Genomic DNA, 21,300 nt, shown 5'->3' with positions numbered 1-21,300 from the left:
TCGTGCGCACGGCAGCGACCGTACGCGCGGCAGCGACCGTACGCGCGGCAGCGACCGTACGCGCGGCAGCGACCGTACGCACGGCAGCGACCGTACGCACGGCAGCAGCGGATCGTGCGCAGCGCCTGCGCCGAACAGGTCCACGCCGTGCCGGGCTAGACGGGTGCCGGCACCGCCGCGGCCGCCAGGGCGGGGGTGACGGCTGCGATGCCGCGGCGGCGCGCGTGCAGGGCGACGGTCGCCGCGTACGCCAGCGTCACGACCAGGTCCAGTGCGAAGAACTGCCACTGGAGGTCGGAGAGGTACCCGTCGGAGTACAGGTCCTCGCGGATCGCCTCACGCGCTGCCGCGAGCAGATCCAGGCACACCACGAGCGCGATGCCCGCCTCCAGGCCGCCGGTGCGCACCGCCAGCCAGCCCAGCACCGCGCCGAGCGTGAGGCCCTCCGCGAAGGTCCACGGGCCGACCGTGTAGAACGCGGCCGCGAAGAGGACCGCCTGGACCGTGATCGCCAGCCACGGGCCGCCGCCGTACGCGCCCACGGCCTGCAGCAGCCAGCCTCGGAAGACGAGCTCGGCGGCGACGGCCACCACCACGGTCGGCCCGATGAAGGCCAGAAAGGGGAGCACGAACTCGCCGCCGACGCCGCCGACGATCCGCGCATTGGGGCCCGCCCAGATCGCCCAGACGAGGACGGCTGACGCCGCCACCAGCATGACCACCGTCACCGCCGCCTCCAGCAGGCACAGGCCGAGCCAGTGCCAGCGGGGGCGGCCCAGCACCGACGCGAGTGTCCCGGCCCGTCGGGCCTGCGCGGCCCGGGCGAGCAGCAGCGCCGCCGCCCCGAGCGACCCCACCGACGTCCGGTACAGCCAGGTGTCGAGCGGTTCGCCGAAGCCGAGCATGCCGCCCAGCCACTCGACGAGCAGATAGGCGGCGGCCAGGACGAGCGTGCCGACGACCGGGCGCCACCAGCGGTGCGCGGCGGTGTGGGCGAGGCGGTGGAACGGCGTCCCCGGCTCCGGCAGCCTCAGCATGCGCACATTAGAGCAGGCGTCAGCGCCAGCCGCGGGGGTGGTTGGCGGTGCGGGGGCCGCTGCCGCGGGTGGTCGCGCCCGCTGCCTCGGCGAGGATGTCGGCGAGGTCGTCGAAGCCCTCGCGGACCAGGCCCGCGGTCACCCGGATGTGGTCGCTGCCCAGGGGGCTCACCTCGAACGGGGCACCCGGGGCGACCGCGATCCCGTGCGCCGCGAGGGTCAGCATCGCCACCTGCTGGTTCGCCACGGCCATCCAGAGGTTGATGCCGTCGGCGGCGGTGGCGGTCACGCCGCGGGTGTCCAGGGCGTCCAGCAGCAGGGTGCGGCGGCGGGCGTACTCGTCGCGGGCGTGCGCGATCTGGTCCACTGTGGACGAGTCGGTGAGGAGCTCGACGAGCACGGCCTGGAGGAGGCGGCTGGACCAGCCGGGGCCGAGCAGGCGGCGGTCTGTGACGGCGGTGACCACCGAGGCCGGGCCGCCGATCGCGGCGAGGCGCAGGTCGGGGCCGTGGCTCTTGGAGAAGCTGAGCACGTGGACGGTCCGGTCGGGCAGGCGGCGGCCGAGACTGACCGGGGGCGCGGTCGCGATGTCGCCGGCGTGGTCGTCCTCGATGACCGTGACGGCCGGGTGGCGGGCCAGGACCCGGGCGAGCTTGTCGGCGCGGGCCTGGGTCATGCTCGCGCCGGTCGGGTTGTGGGCGCGGGGCTGCAGGTACACGGCGACGGGCTCGCATGCGGCGAGGGCGGAGGCGAGGGCGTCGGGCCGCATCCCGTGCTCGTCGATGGCGACGCCGACGACCGTGGCGCCGACGGCTTCGAGCAGGTCCAGCACCGGCGGGAACGCGGGGTTCTCCACCAGGACGTGGTCGCCGAAGCGGACCACGGTGCCGGTGATCCTGTCCAGGGCGTCCATCGCCCCGTCGACGACGGTGAGCTGATCGAAGGGGAACGGCCAGCGCGACCGCAGCACCGTCTCCAGTGAGGGCAGGACCGCGCCGTCGAGGTAGCTGGTGGTCAGCTGGGCGTCGCCGATGCGGCGCAGCGCGTCGGTGAGCGACGGCAGCAGGTCGTAGTCGGGCACGCCGGTCGAGAGGTCGCGCAGCAGCTCCGAACGGCCCAGCTCGCCGACGCGGCCGCCGAGCTGCGCGTACCGCAGACGCTGACGCGGCAACGAGGGCGTGGCCACGAACGTGCCGGAGCGGCCCCGGGTTTGGATCGCGCCGGCGCGGGCAAGGCTGCGCCACGCCTCGGACACGGTGGTGGGGCTGATGCCGAGCTCGCGCGCGACGTCCCGCACGGTCGGCAGGCGGGAGCCCGCGGGCAGCGTCCCGGCGGTCACCAGGCGGCTGACGGCGGCGGCGATTCCCCGGGCGCTGCGGTCGTCGACCGCCCCGGTGATGAGCGCGAGCAATTTGCATCTCCGAAACATTCTGTAACGGTTGGACCATTGTCCGCCTAGATTTGTGTCGTTAGTGTCCTACGACATCCGACCTGGGACAAGGTCGACGCAAAGCCCAGCACCGTTGAAGCCGCAAAGCCCAGAGAGGGGCAGCCATGGCAGACGTGATCAGGGCCGCCATCGTCCAGACGAGCTGGACGGGCGACAAAGAGTCGATGATCAAGGCGCACGAGGACTACGCGAGGCAGGCCGCGGCGCAGGGCGCCAAGGTCATCTGCTTCCAGGAGCTGTTCTACGGACCCTACTTCTGCCAGGTGCAGGACAAGGCCTACTACGAGTACGCCGAGTCCATCCCCGGCCCCACCACCGAACGGTTCCAAGCTCTGAGCAAAGAGCTGGGCATGGTGATGGTGCTGCCGATGTACGAGCAGGAGCAGCCGGGCGTGCTGTACAACACCGCGGCCGTGGTGGACGCGGACGGCAGGTACCTCGGCAAGTACCGCAAGAACCACATCCCGCAGGTCAAGGGCTTCTGGGAGAAGTTCTACTTCCGTCCGGGCAACCTCGGCTACCCCGTCTTCGACACCGCGGTCGGCAAGGTCGGCGTCTACATCTGCTACGACCGGCACTTCCCGGAGGGCTGGCGGGCGCTCGGCCTCAACGGCGCACAGATCGTCTTCAACCCGTCCGCGACCAGCCGGGGCCTGTCCGCGTACCTGTGGCAGCTGGAGCAGCCGGCGAGCGCCGTGGCCAACGAGTACTTCATCGGCGCGATCAACCGGACCGGCATCGAGGACCTCGGCGACAACGACTTCTACGGCACCTCGTACTTCGTCGACCCCGAGGGCAAGTTCGTCGGTGAGGTCGGCGACGCGCACAACCCCGAACTGATCGTCCGCGACCTCGACATGGCCCTGCTCGCCGAGGTACGGGACCGATGGCAGTTCTACCGGGACCGCCGCCCGGACGCGTACCAGGACCTGGTGCAGCCATGATTCTGATCAAGGGCGGGACGGTCATCGGTCCGACGGGTGCGCTTCCGGCCGACGTGCTCGTCGTCGGCGAGCAGGTGTCGGCGATCTTCGCGCCGGGGCAGGGGCCGCAGGAGGGCGACTTCGAGACGATCGACGCGACCGGCAAGTACGTCATCCCCGGTGCCGTCGACGCGCACACCCACATGGAGCTGCCGTTCGGCGGCACGTTCGCCAGCGACACGTTCGACACCGGCACCCGCGCCGCCGCCTGGGGCGGCACGACCACCATCATCGACTTCGCGGTGCAGCGCACTGGCGAGGTGGTCCAGGACGGGCTCGCCGCCTGGCACGGCAAGGCCGGCGGCAACTGCCACATCGACTACGCGTTCCACATGATCCTCGGCGGCGTCGACGACGAGTCGCTCAAGGCCATGGACACCCTCGTCAGCGGCGAGGGGATCACCAGTTTCAAGCTGTTCATGGCGTACCCCGGCGTCTTCTACAGCGACGACGGCCAGATCCTGCGCGCCATGCAGAAGGCCCGCGACAACGGCGCCATGATCATGATGCACGCGGAGAACGGGCCCGCGATCGACGTGCTGGTCAAGCAGGCCCTCGAACGCGGCGAGACCGACCCGATCCACCACGGCCTCACCCGACCCGAGGCATTGGAGGCGGAGGCGACCAGCCGCGCGATCTGGCTCGCCGGGGTCGCCGCCGACTGCCCGCTCTACATCGTGCACCTGTCCGCCAGCAAGGCCCTCGAACAGGTCGCCGCCGCCCGCGACCTCGGCCGCAACGTGTTCGCCGAGACGTGCCCGCAGTACCTGTACCTGACGCTCGAGGACCAGCTCGGCGCGCCCGGCTTCGAGGGCGCCAAGTGGGTCTGCTCGACACCGCTGCGCAGCAGGCACGAGACGCACCGCGCCGACCTGTGGCAGGGGCTGCGCACCAACGACCTGTCGGTCGTGTCCACCGACCACTGCCCCTTCTGCTTCAAGGACCAGAAGGAGCTCGGCATCGGCGACTTCTCGAAGATCCCCAACGGCATCGGCAGCGTCGAGCACCGCGTCGACCTGCTGTACCAGGGCGTCGTCGACGGCAAGCTCAGCCTCGCCCGCTGGGTGGAGACGATCGCGACCACCCCCGCGCGCATGTTCGGCCTGTTCCCCCGCAAGGGCGTCATCGCGCCCGGATCCGACGCCGACATCGTCCTGTACGACCCGGCGGCCCGCACCCGCATCGGCGTCGAGACGCACCACATGAACATGGACCACTCCGCCTGGGAAGGCTACGAGATCGCCGGGAAGGTCGACACCGTCATGTCCCGCGGCCGCGTGATCGTCTCCGGCGGGGCGTACCACGGCAGCAAGGGCCATGGGCAGTTCGTCCGCCGCGGACTCAGCGACTACCTGATCTAACCAGAAGAGGCAACAAGCATGCGTGAGATCAAGCATTGGCTCGACGGCGCCGCGGTGAGCGGCACCGGTGGCAGGCAGCTGCCGGTCTGGGACCCGGCGACCGGTGAGCAGCAGGCCTACGTCGTCGCCGCGACGAAGGAGGAGACCGACAGGGCGGTCGAGAGCGCGCTGAAGGCGTTCCCCGCGTGGCGGGCGGCGTCGCTGTCCCGGCGCGCCGAGGTCATGTTCCGGTTCCGGGAGCTGGTGGACGCCAACCGCAAGGAGATCGCGGCGCTCGTCAGCTCCGAGCACGGCAAGACCGTCGCCGACGCCGCCGGCGAGCTGGCCCGCGGGCTGGAGAACATCGAGTTCGCCACCGGCGCCCCGCACCTGCTCAAGGGCGGCTACAGCGAGCAGGCGTCCAACGGCGTCGACGTGTACTCGATCCGCCAGCCGCTGGGGGTGGTCGCCGGCATCACCCCGTTCAACTTCCCGGCGATGGTCCCGATGTGGATGTTCGCCAACGCGCTCGTCTGCGGCAACACGTTCGTGCTCAAGCCGAGCGAGAAGGACCCGTCCGTCTCGCTGCTCCTCGCCGACCTGCTCCGCCAGGCCGGGCTGCCCGACGGCGTGTTCAACGTCGTGCAGGGCGACCGGGAGGCCGTCGAGACGCTCATCCAGCACCCCGACGTGCAGGCGCTGAGCTTCGTCGGCTCCACCCCGATCGCCAGGGCCGTCTACGAGGCCGGCACCAGGGCCGGCAAGCGGGTCCAGGCGCTCGGCGGCGCGAAGAACCACATGGTCGTCCTGCCCGACGCCGACGTCGACGCCGCCGCCGACGCCGCGGTGTCCGCCGGGTACGGCTCGGCGGGGGAGCGGTGCATGGCGATCTCCGTCGTCGTGGCCGTCGGTGCCGTCGCCGACCCCCTGGTGCAGGCGATCAGCGAACGGATCGGCCGGATCGCGGTCGGCCCGGCCAGCGACCCGTCCGCGGAGATGGGCCCGCTCATCACCCGCGAACACCGCGACAAGGTCGCCGGGTACCTGAGCGAGCCCGGAACGGCCGAGGTCGTCGTCGACGGCCGCGACGCCCCGGTCAGCAGCGGCCCCGGGTTCTTCCTCGGCGCGTCACTGGTGGACAAGGTCAGCACCGACTCGCCGCTGTACCAGGACGAGATCTTCGGCCCGGTCCTGTCCGTGGTCCGCGTGGACACCTACGACGCGGCCCTGAAACTCGTCAACGACAACGAGTACGGCAACGGCACCGCCATCTTCACCCGCGACGGCGGCGCCGCCCGGCAGTTCCAGTACGACGTCGTCTGCGGCATGGTCGGCGTCAACGTCCCCGTCCCCGTCCCGGTCGCCTACTACAGCTTCGGCGGCTGGAAGTCCTCGCTCTTCGGCGACCTGCACATGTACGGGCCCGAAGGGATCCAGTTCTACACGCGCACCAAGGTCGTCACCTCGCGCTGGCCCGACCCGGCCACGTCGGAGGTCGACCTGGGCTTCCCCAAGGTGAGGTGACGTATGGACGTAGGGGTGGTGCTCCAGTGTGACCCGCCGGCGACGCGGACGGTCGAGCTCGCGAAGCAGGCAGAGGCGGCCGGGTTCAGCCACGTGTGGACGTTCGACTCGCACGTGCTGTGGCAGGAGCCGTTCGTCATCTACAGCAAGATCCTCGCCGACACCGAGCGGGTGATCGTCGGGCCGATGGTCACCAACCCCGGCACCCGCGACTGGACCGTGACGGCGTCGCTGTTCGCCACCCTCAACGAGATGTACGGCAACCGCACCGTCTGCGGCATCGGCCGCGGCGACTCCGCGGTGCGGGTCCTCGGCAGCCGGCCGACGACCCTCGCCGAGCTGCGCGAGTGCGTGCAGGTCGTCCGCGAGCTCGGCAACGGCCGGCAGGTCCGCCTCCGCGACCGTGACCTGCGGTTCGCGTGGGCGCCGGACAGCCGCCTCGAGGTGTGGGTCGCCGCGTACGGGCCGAAGGCCCTCGCGCTCACCGGTGAGGTCGGCGACGGGTACATCCTGCAGCTCGCCGACCCCGACATCGCCGCCTGGATGATCAAGGCGGTGCGGGACGCGGCGGAGAAGGCGGGCCGCGACCCGGCGGCGATCAAGTTCTGCGTGGCCGCTCCCGCGTACGTGGGCGACGACTCGGACGAATCCAGAGCGCATCAGCGGGAGCAGACCCGGTGGTTCGGCGGGATGGTCGGCAACCACATCGCCGACATCGTCGAACGGTACGGCAGCGACAGCGCGGTCCCGACCGCCCTCACCGACTACATCAAGGGCCGCAAGGGCTACGACTACGCCGAGCACGGGCGGGCCGGCAACCCGCACACCGACTTCGTGCCCGACGCGATCGTCGACCGGTTCTGCGTCCTCGGCCCGGTCGAGGAGCATCTGCGCCGCCTCAACGAGCTCAGGGAGCTCGGCGTCGACCAGTTCGCCGTGTACCTGCAGCACGACGCGAAGGAATCGACGCTGCGCGCCTACGGCGAGCAGATCATCCCGGCGCTGTCATGAGGAAGGTCCTCGGTGCTCTCGGGGGGCTGGTCGTCTTCGCCCTGTTGTGGGAGGGGTACAAGGCGGTCGGTGACCCCGAGGGCACCGCGGTCCTTGGCGTGAAGGTGCTGCCCCGCGCCGACGACCTGTCGATGCCGCACCTGTGGACGGTCGCGCAGCGCCTGGGGCGGCCGGAGCTGACGGGCGGCCGTCCCGTGTGGCAGGTCGTCGCCGACGCCTGCCTGTTCACGCTGGGCGTCACGGCCGTAGGGTTTCTCGCCGGCACGGCCATCGGCTTCGTCCTCGCCACGCTGATGCAACGCTTCCGGGTCGTGGAGCGGGGCCTGCTGCCCTACGTGGTGCTGTCGCAGACCGTGCCCCTGGTGGCGCTCGCGCCGCTCGTCGCGGGCTGGAGCGGCGCCCTGTCGTTCGGCCCGTACCCGTGGCAGGACTGGATGACGGTCGCCGTCATCGCCTCCTACCTCGCGTTCTTCCCCGTCGCCGTCGGGCTGCTGCGCGGCCTGCAGTCCCCGTCGGCGTCGGGCGTGGAGCTGATGCGCTCCTACGCCGCCGGCTGGTGGCGCACCTACGTGAAGCTGCGGCTGCCGGCGGCGCTGCCGTTCCTGTTCCCCGCGCTGCGCCTGGCCGGCGCGGCCGCCGTGGTCGGCGCCGTCGTGGGGGAGATCTCCACCGGCACCCGCGGCGGGATCGGCCGGCTCGTCATCGAGTACTCCAGGGAGGCCACCTCTGACCCCGCGAAGGTCTACACCGCCATGCTCGGCGCCGCCGTCCTCGGACTCGTCGTCGCCGGCGTCGTCAGCCTGCTCGAGCTCCCCCTCATGCGCCACAGACGCAGGGTCGAGGTGAACGTCGTATGAGCGCTGTCTCGATTGCTGGTGTCAGCAAGGTGTTCAACGCGGGTCGCCCCGACGAGGTGACCGCACTGTCCGACGTGGACCTCACCGTCGACAGTGGACAGTTCGTGTCGCTGATCGGGCCGTCCGGGTGCGGCAAGAGCACCCTCCTGCGCCTCATCGCCGACCTCATCGAGCCTACCGCGGGCACCGTCACCGTCGCAGGGAAACCGGCCGCGCAGGCCCGCCGGGACCAGGAGTACGGCATCGCCTTCCAGCAGGCCGGCCTCTTCGAGTGGCGCACCGTGCGCCGCAACGTCGAGCTGCCCCTCGAACTGCGCAAGGTGCCTCGTGAGGAACGCAGGAAGCGCGCCGAGGAGATGCTCGGGCTGGTCGGGCTCGCCGACTTCGCCGGACACTACCCGGCCCAGCTGTCCGGCGGGATGCAGCAGCGGGTCGCGATCGCGCGGGCCCTGGCCGTACACCCGCCGCTGCTGCTCATGGACGAGCCCTTCGGCGCCTTGGACGAGATGACGAGGGAGCGGCTGCAGGGCGAGCTGCTGCAGATCTGCGCCAAGACCGGCACCAGCACGGTCTTCGTCACCCACTCGATCTCCGAGGCGGTGTTCCTGTCGGGCAAGGTCGTCGTCATGTCCGCCCGGCCCGGCCGGATCACCGCGACCATCGACATCGACCTGCCGGCCCGCGACGAGGCGGCCCGGCAGTCCCCGGCCTACTTCGAGCACGTCACCGCGGTCCGGAAAGCGCTCCGGGCATGAAGTACGTCAGATCGGTCCTGCCCCCGGTGCTGGTCGGCGTCGTCGCGCTCGTCCTGTGGGAGGTCGTCGTCACCGCCGGGCGGATCGCGCCGTTCATCCTGCCGGCGCCGTCGGCGATCTGGGCGCAGCTGGTCGAGCAGCGCGACAACGTCGTCGACGCGGCCCTCGCCAGCGGCGCCAACGCCCTCGTCGGGCTCGTCGGCGGCACCGCCGCCGCGATCCTCGCCGCGCTCGCCACCAGCCGCTCGAAGCTGCTCAGCGACGTCGCCGTGCCCTACGCCGCGGTCGTCAACGCGCTGCCGATCATCGCCCTCGCCCCGATCCTCAACAACATGTTCGACTCCACCAGCAGCCTGCCGCGGCGGGTCGTCGCCGGGATCATCGTGTTCTTCCCGGTCTTCATCAACACGCTGCGCGGGCTGCGGGAGGTCGACCCCACCCACCGCGAGCTGATGGCCAGCTACGCGGCGGGCGGCTGGACGTTCGCCCGGCTCGTCCGCCTGCCCGGCGCGCTGCCCTACGTGTTCACCGGACTGCGGCAGGCGTCCTCCCTCGCCGTCATCGCCGCGGTCGTCGCCGAGTACTTCGGCGGCCTGCAGGACGGGCTGGGGGCGCGGATCACCTCCGCCGCCGCGTTCACCGCGTATCCCCGAGCGTGGGCGTTCGTGGTCGGCGCCTGCGCCCTCGGCCTCGTCTTCTACCTGACCACGCTCCTCCTGGAGCGTCTCGCAATGCCCTGGAAGGCCCGTTCGTAGTTCGTTCGTAGTTTTTTCGAGGAGCGCCCATGCGGATCAGGTCCCTCATCATCGGCGCCGCCGTCGCGAGCCTCGCGCTCGCCGGCTGCGGCACCGCCGACACACCGACGACGACCACCACCGGCAGCGGCGGGGTCACCACCGTGAAGCTCCAGCTGCAGTGGTTCTACCAGGCCCAGTTCGCCGGCTACATCGCCGCCGTGGACAAGGGCTTCTACAAGGAGCAGGGCCTCGACGTGCAGCTCGTCGAGGGCGGCGTCGACATCGTGCCGCAGACCGTGCTCGCCACCGGCAAGGCCGACTACGCCGTGGCCTGGGTGCCGAAGGCCCTCGCCTCGCGCGAGCAGGGCGCCGGCATCACCGACGTCGGGCAGATCTTCGCCCGCTCCGGCACCTACCAGGTCGCGTTCGCCGGCAGCGGCATCAAGTCCCCGGCGGACTTCAAGGGCAAGAAGGTCGGCAACTGGGGCTTCGGCAACGAGTTCGAGCTCTTCGCCGGCATGACGAAGGCCGGCCTCGACCCCGGCAAGGACGTCACCCTCGTGCAGCAGCAGTTCGACATGCAGGCGCTGCTGAAGAAGGAGATCGACGTCGCGCAGGCCATGTCCTACAACGAGTACGCGCAGCTGCTCGAAGCCACCAACCCGGCGACCGGCGCGCTGTACCAGGCTTCGGACTTCTCGATCATCGACTGGAAGACCGTCGGCACCTCCATGCTGCAGGACGCCGTCTGGGCCAACACCGACAAGCTGAAGGACAAGGCGTACCAGGACCAGACGGTCAAGTTCCTCACCGCGACCATCAAGGGCTGGGCGTACTGCCGCGACAAGCCGGAGGAGTGCCGCGACATGGTCGTCGCGAAGGGCTCCAAGCTCGGCAAGAGCCACCAGCTGTGGCAGATGAACGAGGTCAACAAGCTCGTCTGGCCCGCCGCGAAGGGGGTCGGCCTCATCGACGAGGCCGCCTGGAGCCAGACCGTCGACATCTCGATGACGACGAAGAACCAGGTCGGCGACACCGTCCTGAAGAAGAAGCCGGAAGGCCTGGCCTACACCAACGACTACATGCAGAAGGCGATCGACGCGGCCAAGGCCGCCGGCGTCGACGTCCTCGGCACCTCGTTCACCCCGCAGACGGTCACGCTGACCGCCGGCGGGGCGTGAGCCCAGGGCGGCCGCCGGCGTGCGTGACGACGCGCCCGGCGGCCGCCACCGCCTCCCGCGCCGCCTCCCGGGGCGTCGCCCCGTCCAGCAGCGCGGCGGTCAGGGCGGCCGTGAGCGCGTCGCCGCCGCCGGTCGTGTCGACGGCCTCGCCGGCCGCGTGGGAGACCAGCTCGTGGCCGGCTGCGTGGGGGACCAGCGCGTGGCCGTCGCGCCACACGAACAGGTCACCGCCGTCCGCCAGCGCGAACGCGAGCAGGCGCGGCCCGGAGTCCAGCAGCGCCGGCGCTGCCGCCAGGACGTCCTCCTCGCGCGCCGGCCCACCGAGCAGCACCTCCGCCTCACGCGCGTCGGCGCGCAGGACGTCGGCGCCGCGCAGGACCGACCGGTCGGTGACGGCGCCGTCGAGGACGGTCAGCCCGCCTGAAAGTTCCACGGCGGCACGGACCGCGTCCAGGGGCTGCTGCAGCTGTACGAGCACCGCGTCGGCGGCGCGCAGCACGTCACCGGCGGCCCGCACGTCCGCCTCGGTGAGCAGGACACCCTGCGGCAGGTGCTCCAGGTAGCGCCACCGCCCGCCGTCCTCCAGGACCTCGACGATCAGCCCGGTCGCCGTGCCCGGCCGCCGCACCACATGCGTCACGTCGATGCCGTCGAGCGCGGCTCTGGCCAGCAGCGCGTCGCCGACCGGGTCGTCGCCGGCCACCGCGACGAGCGCCGTGGCGACGCCGAGCTGCGACAGGCCGACGGCCTGGTTGGCACCCTTCCCGCCGAGCTGTTCGAGCCGCTCCCTGACCGCACCCGACGTGTGCACGTCCGGCAGGCGTTCCATGACCATCACGAGATCGCGGGCCAGCTGCCCGACCACCACCGCACCCATGCCGCGTCCGTTACCCCGGTCCGCGCCGCCTCACGCGTCGATCCGCGAGCGCAGCAACCAGGAATGCCTGCCGTCGACCGTCACGGAGCGGCTTCACGCGTCGCCGGTCGGCCGTCACGGAACCGGGGCGGTGCCGCGCGGCCGTCTTCTTGGCACGGTACAGGAGCGTTCCTAAAGAACTTTCGGGTTCTCGGTGAGTCGTTGTCGGTCGACCGGGTTGGCGGGCAACACATCAGGGGTATGACTGCCTCGCCCCGGTCGGCCGGTACGCGTCGTGGTGTCGTTCGTGACGTGGATGCGTTGCGAGAGCAGCGGATGCGGGCCGCGGACATGTTCGAGGCCGGCTGTCAGCAGGTTGATGTGGTCAATGCGTTGGGTGTCACGGCGCAGGCCGCGTCGCGGTGGTACCACCGCTGGCAGGCCGGCGGTCGAGAGGCGTTGGTCGGTGCGGCGCGGCTGGGACGCAGGTCGTGGTTGTCCGATGAGCAGCTCGGTGAGGTGGAGGCGGCGTTGCTGGCCGGGCCGAAGGCGCACGGCTTCAGCACCGACATGTGGACCCTGGCCCGGGTCGCGGACGTGATCGAGCGGGTGACCGGTGTGCGGTACTCGCCGACGCAGACGTGGCAGATCCTGCGGCACGCCTCGGCTGGACCCGGCAACGACCGGCCCGACGCGCTGCGGAGCGCGACGACGCGGCGATCGAGGCATGGGTGAAGCAGGACTGGCCCAGGATCACAAGGGGGCATGACGGCGCGGCGCCTGGATCTGCTTCCAGTTGCGCCGTGAGGCGCTGTGATTCGGGTGGAGGTGAGAGACCTTCACCGCCTGCTCCGTCGTAGCGGAGGGGTGGAGCTGGGGGCAGCCGGATCCGGGTGGTGCCGGGGAAGGTGGGAGCAGCCCTGACAAAGCCGGGACGTGTCAGCACTGCCAGATGGTGCGGGTCCGGCGAGCGGGACGGAGAGGAGTACGCGAGGAACCGGCGTCTTTACGTCTCTCAATGATGACACCGGCTCGAACCTGGTGGATCAGGGCCGGATGCGGTGCGCACCCGCTGCTGGATGGGCGGGGAACTCTTGGGGTGGTATCTCGGAAGCTGCCCGGGAGGCCACGGGGAAGGTCTACGGCGTACTCGTGGCGATACCGCAGGGACACAGTCGGGCTCCTACTTCGTCGAACGAATCGCAGTGAACACGGGAACTGTCCGGTCGCGGCTCCCTGACCGCACGCACCCATTGTGCTGTCGGGGACAGGCGCACCGACCGCCGAACGGGCCGGACGGGGCGGAGCCGTCGTAGTACTCCGAGCCGGGGAAAGCCCGGCACATGGGGAAGGACGGCAGCGGGTTCGAGAAGGGACGGATGCTGCAATGCCGAAAGACGCTCCACCGAATGGCGGCGCTCCGCTGGAGACGGTTCCGATGGGGCCGTTACAGCGGGTATCGGAGATGCAGGCCAAACTTCACCGTTGGGCGGCGACCGACTCCGGTCGCCGGTTCGATGATCTGTTCAACCTCGTGCACGACCCGGCGACGCTGATCGTGGCGTTCGAACGGGTCGCGGGCAACCAGGGCGCCAGAACCGCTGGGGTCGACGGCCTGACGGTCGCCGCCGTCGCGGAACGCATCGGTGTCCCCGGATTCCTGGACGATCTGCGGGCCCAGCTGAAAACGGGCTCGTTCCGGCCGTTGCCGGTGCGGGAGAAGACGATTCCCAAGCCAGGAGGGTCGGGAAAGGTTCGACGGTTGGGGATTCCCGTGATCGCGGACCGGGTCGTGCAGGCCGCGCTGAAACTGGTACTGGAGCCGATCTTCGAGGCCGATTTCAAACCGGTCTCCTACGGGTTCCGGCCCAAACGGCGTGCGCAGGACGCCGTCTCTGAGATCCAGTTCTACGGCACCCACGGCTACCGGTGGGTGCTGGACGCGGACATCGCAGCGTGCTTCGACGAAATCGACCACGCCGCGTTGATGGACCGCGTCCGGAACCGGATCAAGGACAAGCGTGTCCTGACACTGGTCAAGGCGTTCCTGAAGGCCGGGCTGCTCACCGAACTCGGCGAACGTCAGGACACCATGACCGGCACACCGCAAGGGGGCATCCTTTCACCGCTGCTGGCCAACATCGCGTTGTCGGTGCTCGACGAGCACCTGCACCGCGGATGGGAAAGCGGCGGCGAACTGTCCACCACGAGTCGACGCGCGTGGCGCCGCGTCAAGGGACTGCCGTCATGGCGGATCGTCCGCTACGCCGACGACTTCGTCGTGCTGGTCCACGGCACACGGCAGCACACCGAGACGCTGCGCGAGGAGATCGCCATGGTGCTCGCACCGATCGGGTTACGGCTGTCTGAAGCCAAGACCCAGGTCGTGCACATGAGCGAGGGATTCGACTTCCTCGGGTTCCACATCCAGTGGCGTCGCAAACGAGGAACTAACAGGTGGTACGTCTACACCTTCGTCGCCGAACGGCCCCTGCGGTCGCTCAAGGCGAAGATCCGCCACCTCACCCACAGAACGTCGCAGCAGGACCTGGCCGTGGTGTTGCTGAACCTGAACAACGCCACACACGGATGGGCCAACTACTTCCGGCATGCCGTGGCCAAGCACATCTTCCGCAAGCTGGACGACATCGCCTGGTGGCGGCTCGTCCGGATGCTGCAAGCCCGGCACCACTGGAACTGGACGGACGTCCGCCGACGGCTCACCTCCCCAGCCGGGAAATGGATGCCGATCACGGCGGATGGGATCAGCCTGCGGAAGATCAGCGCGATACCGATTACCCGCTATCGCTACCGCGGGAACACGATCCCCAACCCTTGGGTCCGCACGAACAGCACCTGACGGCAGAGCCCGTGGAGAGCCCGTTGCGTCGAGAGGCGCACGGCGGGTTCGGCGAGAGGTCCGGGGAAACGGATCGGGAGCAATCCCGACACCGCGCCCCGGGCCTACTCAGCGACGAAAGCGGATTCTCCCTCTTGCCGGTGGTCCGCGGGACCTGGGCACCGCGCGGGCAGACACCCGTGCTGCGGCACCGGTTCTCCTGGACCCGCATGTCGATGGCGGGCGTCCTCGCATACCGGCCCGACCGGTCCCGCGCAAAACTGATCTTCCAGACCAAGGCCGGCAGCTACAACACCCACAGCCTCATCGAGTTCCTCAAACAGCTGCGCCGGCACCTGCGCGGCAAACCCGTCGTGCTGATCTGGGACGGGCTGTCCGCGCACCGCTCCAAGGATATGAAGGCCTGGATCGCCAGCCAGCAGCACTGGCTGACCGTGGAAGCCCTGCCCGGCTACGCCCACGACCTCAACCCCGATGGAACTGGTCTGGGGCAACCTCAAGAGCACCGAACTGGCCAACCTGTGCCCCGACATCCTCGACGACGCCGACACCGCCGCACTGCACCGCATCGGCAGCAGCGACCAACTCTGCTTCAACTTCCTCGACCACACCGGCCCACTACTCTGACCATCACCCAAATGCCGAACGTTAATCGATCTCCGATCGCGTCACCTCCCGTGGCTCAGCGTGAATGTACGCCGTATCAGAGCAGGCCGCGTGGCCCGTCACCCGTTGTCGAGCACTCGATCGCACTACGCGTTGAGGTAGGCGAGGACCGCGAGGACGCGGCGGTTGTCGTCCTCCGACTGGGGCAGGCCGAGCTTGGCGAAGATGTTGTTGATGTGCTTGCCGACGGCCTTGTCGGTGACGAAGAGCCGGGACGCGATCGCGGCGTTGGAGCGGCCCTCCGCCATCAGGCCGAGGACCTCGCGCTCGCGCGGGGTCAGGGCCGCGGTCGGGGTGCTGCGGGCCAGCAGCTGGGAGACGACCTCCGGGTCCATGGCGGTGCCGCCGCCGGCGACCCGGCGGACCGCGTCGACGAACTCGCCGACGGTGGCGACCCGGTCCTTGAGCAGGTAGCCGACGCCACCGCGGCGGTCGGAGAGCAGCTCCCGCGCGTACAGCTGCTCCACGTGCTGCGACAGCACCAGCACCGGCAGGCCCGGCACCGCGGCCCGGGCGGCGATCGCCGCGCGCAGGCCCTCGTCGGTGAAGGTCGGCGGCAGCCGCACGTCGACGACGGCCACGTCGGGCCGGTGCTCCAGCAGCGCCGCGTGCAGCGCCTCGCCGGTGTCGACGGCCGCGGCGACCGTGAAGCCGTACGAGCTGAGCAGCCGGATCAGCCCGTCGCGGAGGAGGGCGAGGTCCTCGGCGATGACAACGCGCACGGCAGCTCCATGGTCAGCACGGTCGGACCACCGGGTGGGCTGTCGATGCGCAGGACGCCGTCGAACGCGCCCAGCCGGCGCGCGACCCCGGTCAGCCCGGAGCCGCTTCGCTCCTCGGCGCCGCCGACGCCGTCGTCGCCGACGGTGATGTGCAGCGCGCCCCCGAGATGGGTCAACGATACCCACGCCGCCGACGCGTGCGCGTGCTTGACGACGTTGGTGAGGGCCTCGGCGACCGCGAAGTACGCCGCGGACTCCACCGGCGCGTCGGGGCGGCGGCCGTCCAGGTCGACGGTGACGGTCACCGGCACGGGCAGCGTCAGGGCCAGGGCCCGCAGGCCACCGTCGAGGCCGCGTTCGGCGAGGACCGGCGGGTGGATGCCGCGCACCAGGTGCCGCAGCTCCGCGAGCGCGAGACCGCTCGCCTCCCGCGCCTCGGCGATCAGCGCCTGCGCGGCGGCCGGGTCGCGGGCGACGAGGTCCTCCGCCATCCCGAGGCTCATCGACAGCGACACGATCCGCGCCTGCGCGCCGTCGTGCAGGTCCCGCTCGATCCGGCGCAGCTCCGCGGCCTGCGCGTCGACGACGTGCGTGCGGGTCTCGGTGAGCCGGTCCACCCGCCGGGCGAGGGCCGCGCCCCGGGTCGGCGCGAGCAGCGACCGGTCGAACCGCGCGAGCACCCACAGCAGCCACGGCCCCGCGTACAGGGCACCGGCGGTGACGAGCGCACCCTGCGGCGGGACGCTGACGACGTCGATGGCGTCGGTGATCGGCCAGGTGACGCCGTAGCCGTACCGCCCGGTGGCGGCGTCGATGATGATCGCCACCCCGAGGAGCCCTTCCAGCCCGTACCCGAGCAGCACCGGCCCGGTGAGACCCAGCAGCAGCCCGACGGGGGCGCCCGCCAGGAGCCACAGCAGGTCCCGCCACGTCGCCGGGTCGCGGACCAGCCACCACCACCGGCGCGGGGTCCCGACGAACGCGCCGTCGGGCATCGGCCGGTACGGCCGCGGGATGTCGACCCACGACCAGTCGCGCGCCGCCCGCCGGTGCAGGTCGGCGTAGGCGCGCACGAGCATCGCCACCAGCGGCGCCAGCACGAGCCCCAGCCCGATCACGCTGAGCGCCAGCGACACCACGGACAGGACGAGCAGCACCAGTTTCACCGGCGGCGACAGCAGCCCGAGCAACGCGACCCGCCCGATGGCGACGGCCCCGGCGCGCACGAACGCCTTCACCTTCATGCCGTCCATTCTCGCGGCGCCGCGGCCCGGAGACAGTGGGCTTAGCCCTACCGTCGCGGGGCCGATAGCGGCCCTGGACGGCGGACCCTATAGTTCGGGGCCGTTGACGTCACGGGAGGAACGGGTTCGATGTGGCCATTCCGGCGAAGAGCCGCAGACAGGATCGAACACCTGGACATCGATCCTGCGCAGGGCGACCCTGAGGCGACCCGGCTCATCGCGGCCGCGAAGCGCGGCGACTGGCAGGCGGCGGCGGAGACGCTGCGTGACGTCGAACACCCCGACGACCGGTACTTCTACTGCCGCGTCCTCGGCGAGCACGGCGGCGACGGCGCGTGGATCGACGAGTGGATCGCCGCGGCGCCCAGGAAGGCGACCCCGCTCACCGTCAAGGGGCTGCACGCGATCGACTGGGCGTGGCAGGCCCGCGGCAACGGCCGGGCCGCGACGGTCAGCGAGGACGCGTTCAAGGTGTTCTTCCACCGGCTGAAGATCGCCGAGGACTGCCTCGACGACGCGACCGACCTCGACGCCGACGACCCGACGCCCTGGGTGGGGCTCGTCACGCTCGGCCGGGCCAGGCAGCTCGGCCTCGACGAGACCCGCCGCCGGTTCGACGAGGTGGTCCGCCGGTACCCGTGGCACCGCGACGCCCACTCGCACATGCTGCAGCAGCTGTGCCGCAAGTGGAGCGGCTCGCACGAGCTGATGCACGACTTCGCCGAGTCCGCGGTCGCCGCCGCACCGCCCGGCTCACCGCTCGGGGTCCTGGTCGCCGACGCGCACATCGAGCACTGGCTGGACCTGCCCGAGGGCGAGGACGGCGAGTACATGCACAGCCCCGAGGTCGGCGAGCGGCTGCGCCTCGCCGCGGACCGCTCCGTGCGGCACAACCGCTACGAGCGGCGCCCCGGCTGGGCCGCCGGCGACAACGCGTTCGCGATGGCGTTCACGCTCAACGGCGACCGGCCCGCCGCCGCCGAGCGCTTCGACGTGCTCGGCGACCGGGTGACGCGCTGGCCCTGGTCGTACCTCGCGACCCCCGACGTCGCGTTCACCAGGGCCCGCTCGGCCGCGCGCGCACAGGCCTGACGATGACCGTCGCCGCCCGCGCCTTCCTGTCGCTGATCATGCTGGCCGGCTTCTACGTCCTCGCCCTCGCGCAGCTCGCGGCCGGGCTCGCCCTCGCGATCTGGGTGGCGAGCGCCACCACCGGCCTCGTCGGCACGAAGGTCGGCGTGGCGGTGTTCGCCGCCACCGTGTGGGCCGTCGGTCGCGGCACGTGGAAGGCACTGCGCGCCGACGGCGCGGGCCCGCAGGGCATCCCGCTCACCCCGCACAACGCGCCCGGGCTGTGGCAGACGGTGCACGAGCTGGCCGCGGCGGTCGGCACCCGCGCACCGGACGAGATCCACCTGGTACCGGAGGTCAACGCCGCCGTCAGCGAATGGGCCCGCCTGATGGGCCTGATCGGCGGGCGCCGCCACCTGTACGTGGGGATGCCGCTGCTGCAGACGCTGACCGTCGCGCAGCTGCGGTTCGTCCTCGCGCACGAGCTCGGCCACTACTCCGGCAGGCACACGAGGTTCGCGGGCATCTCGTACCGCGGCCGCGTCGCCCTCGCCCGCACCATCGGCCACCTCGGCGCGTCCAACGTCGCCGGCTGGGTCTTCCGCGCCTACGGCGCGCTGTTCCTGCTCGTGCACAACGCCGTCAGCCGCCGCCAGGAGCTGGAGGCGGATCTCGCCGCGGTGCGGGTGGCGGGCCGGCTGCAGGCGGCGAGCGCCCTGCGCGAGGTCGAGGTCCTGGACCAGCTGTTCGGCTTCTACCTCGGCACCGTCGTGCGCCCCGGCCTGGACGCCGGCTACCTGCCCGACGACGTGTTCGCCGGCTTCCCGCAGCTGCTGCGCGCCCGAGCGGAGGAGGTCTCGGCGCTGCGCGCCCAGATCGTCACGTCGGCCCGCCCGCACGACCGCTGGGACACCCACCCGCCCTTGCAGGCCCGCGTCGAGGCCATCATGGCCGCGCCGGAGTCCTCCTTCGCCGTCGCCGACGGACCCGCCGCCGGCCTCGTCGCCGACCTGGCCGCCGCCGGCCGCGCCCTCCAGGCCGTCGCGCTGCAGTCCGCCATGGTCCTGCCCTGGGACGAGTTCCGCGCCGTCGTGCAGACCTCCGACCTGCAGGAACAGTGCGACACGATGCTCCGCGCGTTCAGCCGCGCCGTCGGGCGGCCCGTCCCCGACGTCGGCGCCGTCCTGGACCTCATCGCCGCCGGCCGCCTCGACGACCTCGCCGGTCCGCTCTTCCCCACCGCGACCCGCCGCGAGGCCCGCACCCGCTTCGCCGCGCCGCTGGAAACCCTGCTCCGGCTCGCCGCCGTCCGCTCCGGCGTCGCCCGCTGGCAGGTGTCCTGGACCGCGTCGGGCTATCTGGTCGACCTCTCCGGCGCCCGCCTCGACCTCTCCCAGCCCGCCGGCCTCGCCTGCGACCCGGCGACCGTGGCCCTCGCCCGCCAGCAGCTGCACGCCCGCGGCGTCGACGTCACCACCGCCCGCCACGTCCGCCAGCGCGTCGGCACGGAGCACGCCGGCATCCTCGCCGGCATCACCACCGCCATCGTCGACGGCGCCCGCGCGGACCTGCTCATCCTCAGCCACGGGCTGCTCGTGATGCCGGGGATGCCGCGGTACAAGACGGGCATGGCCCGCTACCGGATGCGCCGCTGGCTCGCCGACGGCAACCCCCGGGAGCTCGCCGCCACCCCCGGCAGCCGCTTCATCCCGTTCGAGGAGATCGCCACCGCCGTCCGCACCACCAGGCTCCGCTTCCGCTGGCAGCTCACCCTCCACGACGGCACCCTCGTCGAGGTGCGCAACGGCTCCCAGAGCGAAGAACACGCCGACGCCGAGTCCGTCTTCACCAAGGCCATGCACGACGCCACCACCTAGCCGCGGCAGGGACCCGTTCGGCGTGGCCGCACTGTGTTTCTTCCTGAACACGACGGGACAGCGGACGCACGAACACGACGAAAGTGCCCGGACGAGGTGAACGGCCAGACGCGGTAGCGCTGTACGGGCGCGGAGGTGCAGGCCGCCACTCTCCCCGTGCGTCATTGGCGGGGACGACGGTCGCACTGGTCGCGGTCGGCACGCACGGCCGCCGCGACGACCGACGCCTCTGATGCCGGAACAGCCGGACGCCTCGCCGGCGGCCGCAGGAGCGCCGGCGAGGCCCTCGATGTCGCTGAACCAGTGGAACGCGACGCGGGCGCGGCGGACGAAGACGTTGCCCCGGCAAGCCTGGCGCGACCCGGGTGCGGCACCCGATGGACCGGGACGGGAAACGCTGTCGCCGATGAACCTGGGATGTACGGGCGCCGAGGCCCCAGACGACGCAGCGAGTGCCGCCGGGTGCCGAGGACGGCCGGCGCAGGCAGCGACAAGACCGGTGTGCCGACCCGCGCGCTCGCAGGCGAAGCAGCCGGGCGCCCGACTGGGGGCGCCTGGAGCCGTCACCGACGGGGCGGCCACCGATGGTTGCCAGGATGGTCGGGCGTGCTGCTGACGCCGCGACTGAGGGTGTCGCCGGTGGGGTGGTCGCTGCTGTCGCCGGTGTGGTCGTGCCCACGGCCGGCATCACAGCCGAGGGCGTCAGAGACCGGACTGCCACGAGCGCCGCCGGCGAAGCGATCGAAGGCGTCGGTGGCGCACCCGTCGCCAGCCGGACGGTTGATGGCGCCACCGGCCGGACCGCCACGGTGTGACCGGCGAGAGGGATCGAGTCTGCGGCTGACGGTCCGGTCGGGGGTGTCACTGGCGGGGCGGCTGCAGGCGTTGCTGGCGAGGTGGTTGTGGGCGTTGCCGGGGGTGAAGGCGTCCGTGGCGCGGTCGCATCCGGTGCAGGCTGGACGGTTGCCGGGGTCACGGGGCGGGCCGCCGCGGGTGTGGTCGGACGGGTTGCTGGGGTCGCGGGGCGGGCCGCTGCGGGTGTGGTCGGACGGGTTGCTGGGGTCGCGGGGCGGGCCGCTGCGGGTGTGGTCGGACGGGTTGCTGGGGTCGCGGGGCGGGCCGCTGCGGG

Annotated in this window: 19 protein-coding genes and 1 pseudogene; 15 read left to right on the top strand and 5 right to left on the bottom strand. The window is 71.5% G+C overall.

From position 1 onward, the window contains the following. Positions 1–155: 155 nt before the first annotated feature. Positions 156–1,037 carry a CPBP family intramembrane glutamic endopeptidase gene (locus tag ACFY3L_RS32955; protein ID WP_389332916.1) on the bottom strand — a complete coding sequence of 294 codons (882 nt, stop codon included), beginning with the start codon at positions 1,035–1,037 and terminating at the stop codon, positions 156–158. A 19-nt stretch (positions 1,038–1,056) separates the two neighbouring features. Next, the gene (locus ACFY3L_RS32950; RefSeq protein ID WP_389332913.1) at positions 1,057–2,448 is read right to left on the bottom strand and encodes a PLP-dependent aminotransferase family protein; all 1,392 of its coding nucleotides are present in this window, start codon (positions 2,446–2,448) and stop codon (positions 1,057–1,059) included. 143 nt (positions 2,449–2,591) lie between these two features. Here ACFY3L_RS32950 and ACFY3L_RS32945 point away from each other — a divergent pair, with 143 nt between their 5' ends. The 8 genes from ACFY3L_RS32945 to ACFY3L_RS32910 are packed head-to-tail and all read left to right on the top strand — an operon-like array spanning position 2,592 to position 10,875. Beyond that, positions 2,592–3,431, top strand: a complete 840-nt coding sequence (locus ACFY3L_RS32945) for a nitrilase-related carbon-nitrogen hydrolase (RefSeq protein WP_389332910.1) — start codon at positions 2,592–2,594, stop codon at positions 3,429–3,431. Then, positions 3,428–4,831: a dihydropyrimidinase gene (hydA, locus tag ACFY3L_RS32940; RefSeq protein ID WP_389332907.1), complete on the top strand. Its 1,404-nt coding sequence runs from the start codon at positions 3,428–3,430 to the stop codon at positions 4,829–4,831. The genes ACFY3L_RS32945 and hydA overlap by 4 nt, the downstream gene beginning before the upstream one ends. Positions 4,832–4,849: 18 nt before the next feature. Then, positions 4,850–6,334 carry a CoA-acylating methylmalonate-semialdehyde dehydrogenase gene (locus ACFY3L_RS32935; RefSeq protein WP_389332904.1) on the top strand — a complete coding sequence of 495 codons (1,485 nt, stop codon included), beginning with the start codon at positions 4,850–4,852 and terminating at the stop codon, positions 6,332–6,334. 3 nt (positions 6,335–6,337) lie between these two features. Beyond that, complete coding sequence (locus ACFY3L_RS32930; protein ID WP_389332901.1) at positions 6,338–7,345, top strand: TIGR03842 family LLM class F420-dependent oxidoreductase; 1,008 nt, start codon at positions 6,338–6,340, stop codon at positions 7,343–7,345. After that, positions 7,342–8,202 carry an ABC transporter permease gene (locus tag ACFY3L_RS32925; protein ID WP_389332898.1) on the top strand — a complete coding sequence of 287 codons (861 nt, stop codon included), beginning with the start codon at positions 7,342–7,344 and terminating at the stop codon, positions 8,200–8,202. The genes ACFY3L_RS32930 and ACFY3L_RS32925 overlap by 4 nt, the downstream gene beginning before the upstream one ends. Beyond that, positions 8,199–8,957: an ABC transporter ATP-binding protein gene (locus ACFY3L_RS32920; protein ID WP_389332895.1), complete on the top strand. Its 759-nt coding sequence runs from the start codon at positions 8,199–8,201 to the stop codon at positions 8,955–8,957. The genes ACFY3L_RS32925 and ACFY3L_RS32920 overlap by 4 nt, the downstream gene beginning before the upstream one ends. Continuing rightward, positions 8,954–9,712, top strand: a complete 759-nt coding sequence (locus ACFY3L_RS32915; protein WP_389332892.1) for an ABC transporter permease — start codon at positions 8,954–8,956, stop codon at positions 9,710–9,712. Before ACFY3L_RS32920 ends, ACFY3L_RS32915 begins: the two co-directional genes overlap by 4 nt. Positions 9,713–9,741: 29 nt before the next feature. Continuing rightward, on the top strand, positions 9,742–10,875 hold the full coding sequence (locus tag ACFY3L_RS32910) for an ABC transporter substrate-binding protein (RefSeq protein ID WP_389332889.1): 1,134 nt from the start codon (positions 9,742–9,744) through the stop codon (positions 10,873–10,875). On the opposite strand, the gene ACFY3L_RS32905 is transcribed toward ACFY3L_RS32910, so the two are convergent. Beyond that, a complete protein-coding gene (locus ACFY3L_RS32905; protein WP_389332887.1) occupies positions 10,850–11,752 on the bottom strand; it encodes a PfkB family carbohydrate kinase in 903 nt (300 codons plus the stop codon). The genes ACFY3L_RS32910 and ACFY3L_RS32905 overlap by 26 nt on opposite strands. Before the next feature lie 201 nt (positions 11,753–11,953). Between ACFY3L_RS32905 and ACFY3L_RS32900 the strand changes: the two genes are divergently transcribed. From ACFY3L_RS32900 to ACFY3L_RS32880, 5 genes and pseudogenes are all read left to right on the top strand, one after another. Beyond that, entirely contained in the window at positions 11,954–12,466 is a 513-nt protein-coding gene (locus ACFY3L_RS32900) for a helix-turn-helix domain-containing protein (protein ID WP_389332884.1), read from the top strand. Beyond that, complete coding sequence (locus ACFY3L_RS32895) at positions 12,373–12,591, top strand: winged helix-turn-helix domain-containing protein (protein WP_389332882.1); 219 nt, start codon at positions 12,373–12,375, stop codon at positions 12,589–12,591. The genes ACFY3L_RS32900 and ACFY3L_RS32895 overlap by 94 nt, the downstream gene beginning before the upstream one ends. 527 nt (positions 12,592–13,118) lie before the next feature. Continuing rightward, positions 13,119–14,591, top strand: a complete 1,473-nt coding sequence (gene ltrA / locus ACFY3L_RS32890) for a group II intron reverse transcriptase/maturase (RefSeq protein WP_389332879.1) — start codon at positions 13,119–13,121, stop codon at positions 14,589–14,591. Between the two features lie 11 nt (positions 14,592–14,602). After that, positions 14,603–15,007: pseudogene (locus ACFY3L_RS32885) on the top strand (transposase); the annotation flags it as partial. Between the two features lie 58 nt (positions 15,008–15,065). Continuing rightward, on the top strand, positions 15,066–15,218 hold the full coding sequence (locus ACFY3L_RS32880) for a hypothetical protein (RefSeq protein WP_389332876.1): 153 nt from the start codon (positions 15,066–15,068) through the stop codon (positions 15,216–15,218). A 125-nt stretch (positions 15,219–15,343) separates the two neighbouring features. Here ACFY3L_RS32880 and ACFY3L_RS32875 read toward each other — a convergent pair whose 3' ends face one another. After that, complete coding sequence (locus tag ACFY3L_RS32875) at positions 15,344–15,979, bottom strand: response regulator transcription factor (RefSeq protein WP_360561707.1); 636 nt, start codon at positions 15,977–15,979, stop codon at positions 15,344–15,346. Continuing rightward, positions 15,931–17,223 carry a sensor histidine kinase gene (locus tag ACFY3L_RS32870; RefSeq protein ID WP_389332873.1) on the bottom strand — a complete coding sequence of 431 codons (1,293 nt, stop codon included), beginning with the start codon at positions 17,221–17,223 and terminating at the stop codon, positions 15,931–15,933. The genes ACFY3L_RS32875 and ACFY3L_RS32870 overlap by 49 nt, the downstream gene beginning before the upstream one ends. A 129-nt stretch (positions 17,224–17,352) precedes the next feature. On the opposite strand from ACFY3L_RS32870, the gene ACFY3L_RS32865 reads away from it, so the two are divergent. Next, on the top strand, positions 17,353–18,315 hold the full coding sequence (locus tag ACFY3L_RS32865; protein WP_389332870.1) for a hypothetical protein: 963 nt from the start codon (positions 17,353–17,355) through the stop codon (positions 18,313–18,315). Positions 18,316–18,317: 2 nt separating this feature from the next. After that, positions 18,318–20,171: a M48 family metalloprotease gene (locus ACFY3L_RS32860; RefSeq protein WP_389332867.1), complete on the top strand. Its 1,854-nt coding sequence runs from the start codon at positions 18,318–18,320 to the stop codon at positions 20,169–20,171. Positions 20,172–21,300: the final 1,129 nt, after the last annotated feature.

The sequence above is a fragment of the Dactylosporangium sp. NPDC000521 genome (genome assembly GCF_042898305.1).
GTDB lineage: Bacteria > Actinomycetota > Actinomycetes > Mycobacteriales > Micromonosporaceae > Dactylosporangium.
Note: the sequence above shows the minus strand (reverse complement) of the source record. Positions and strands in the feature narration are given on the sequence as shown.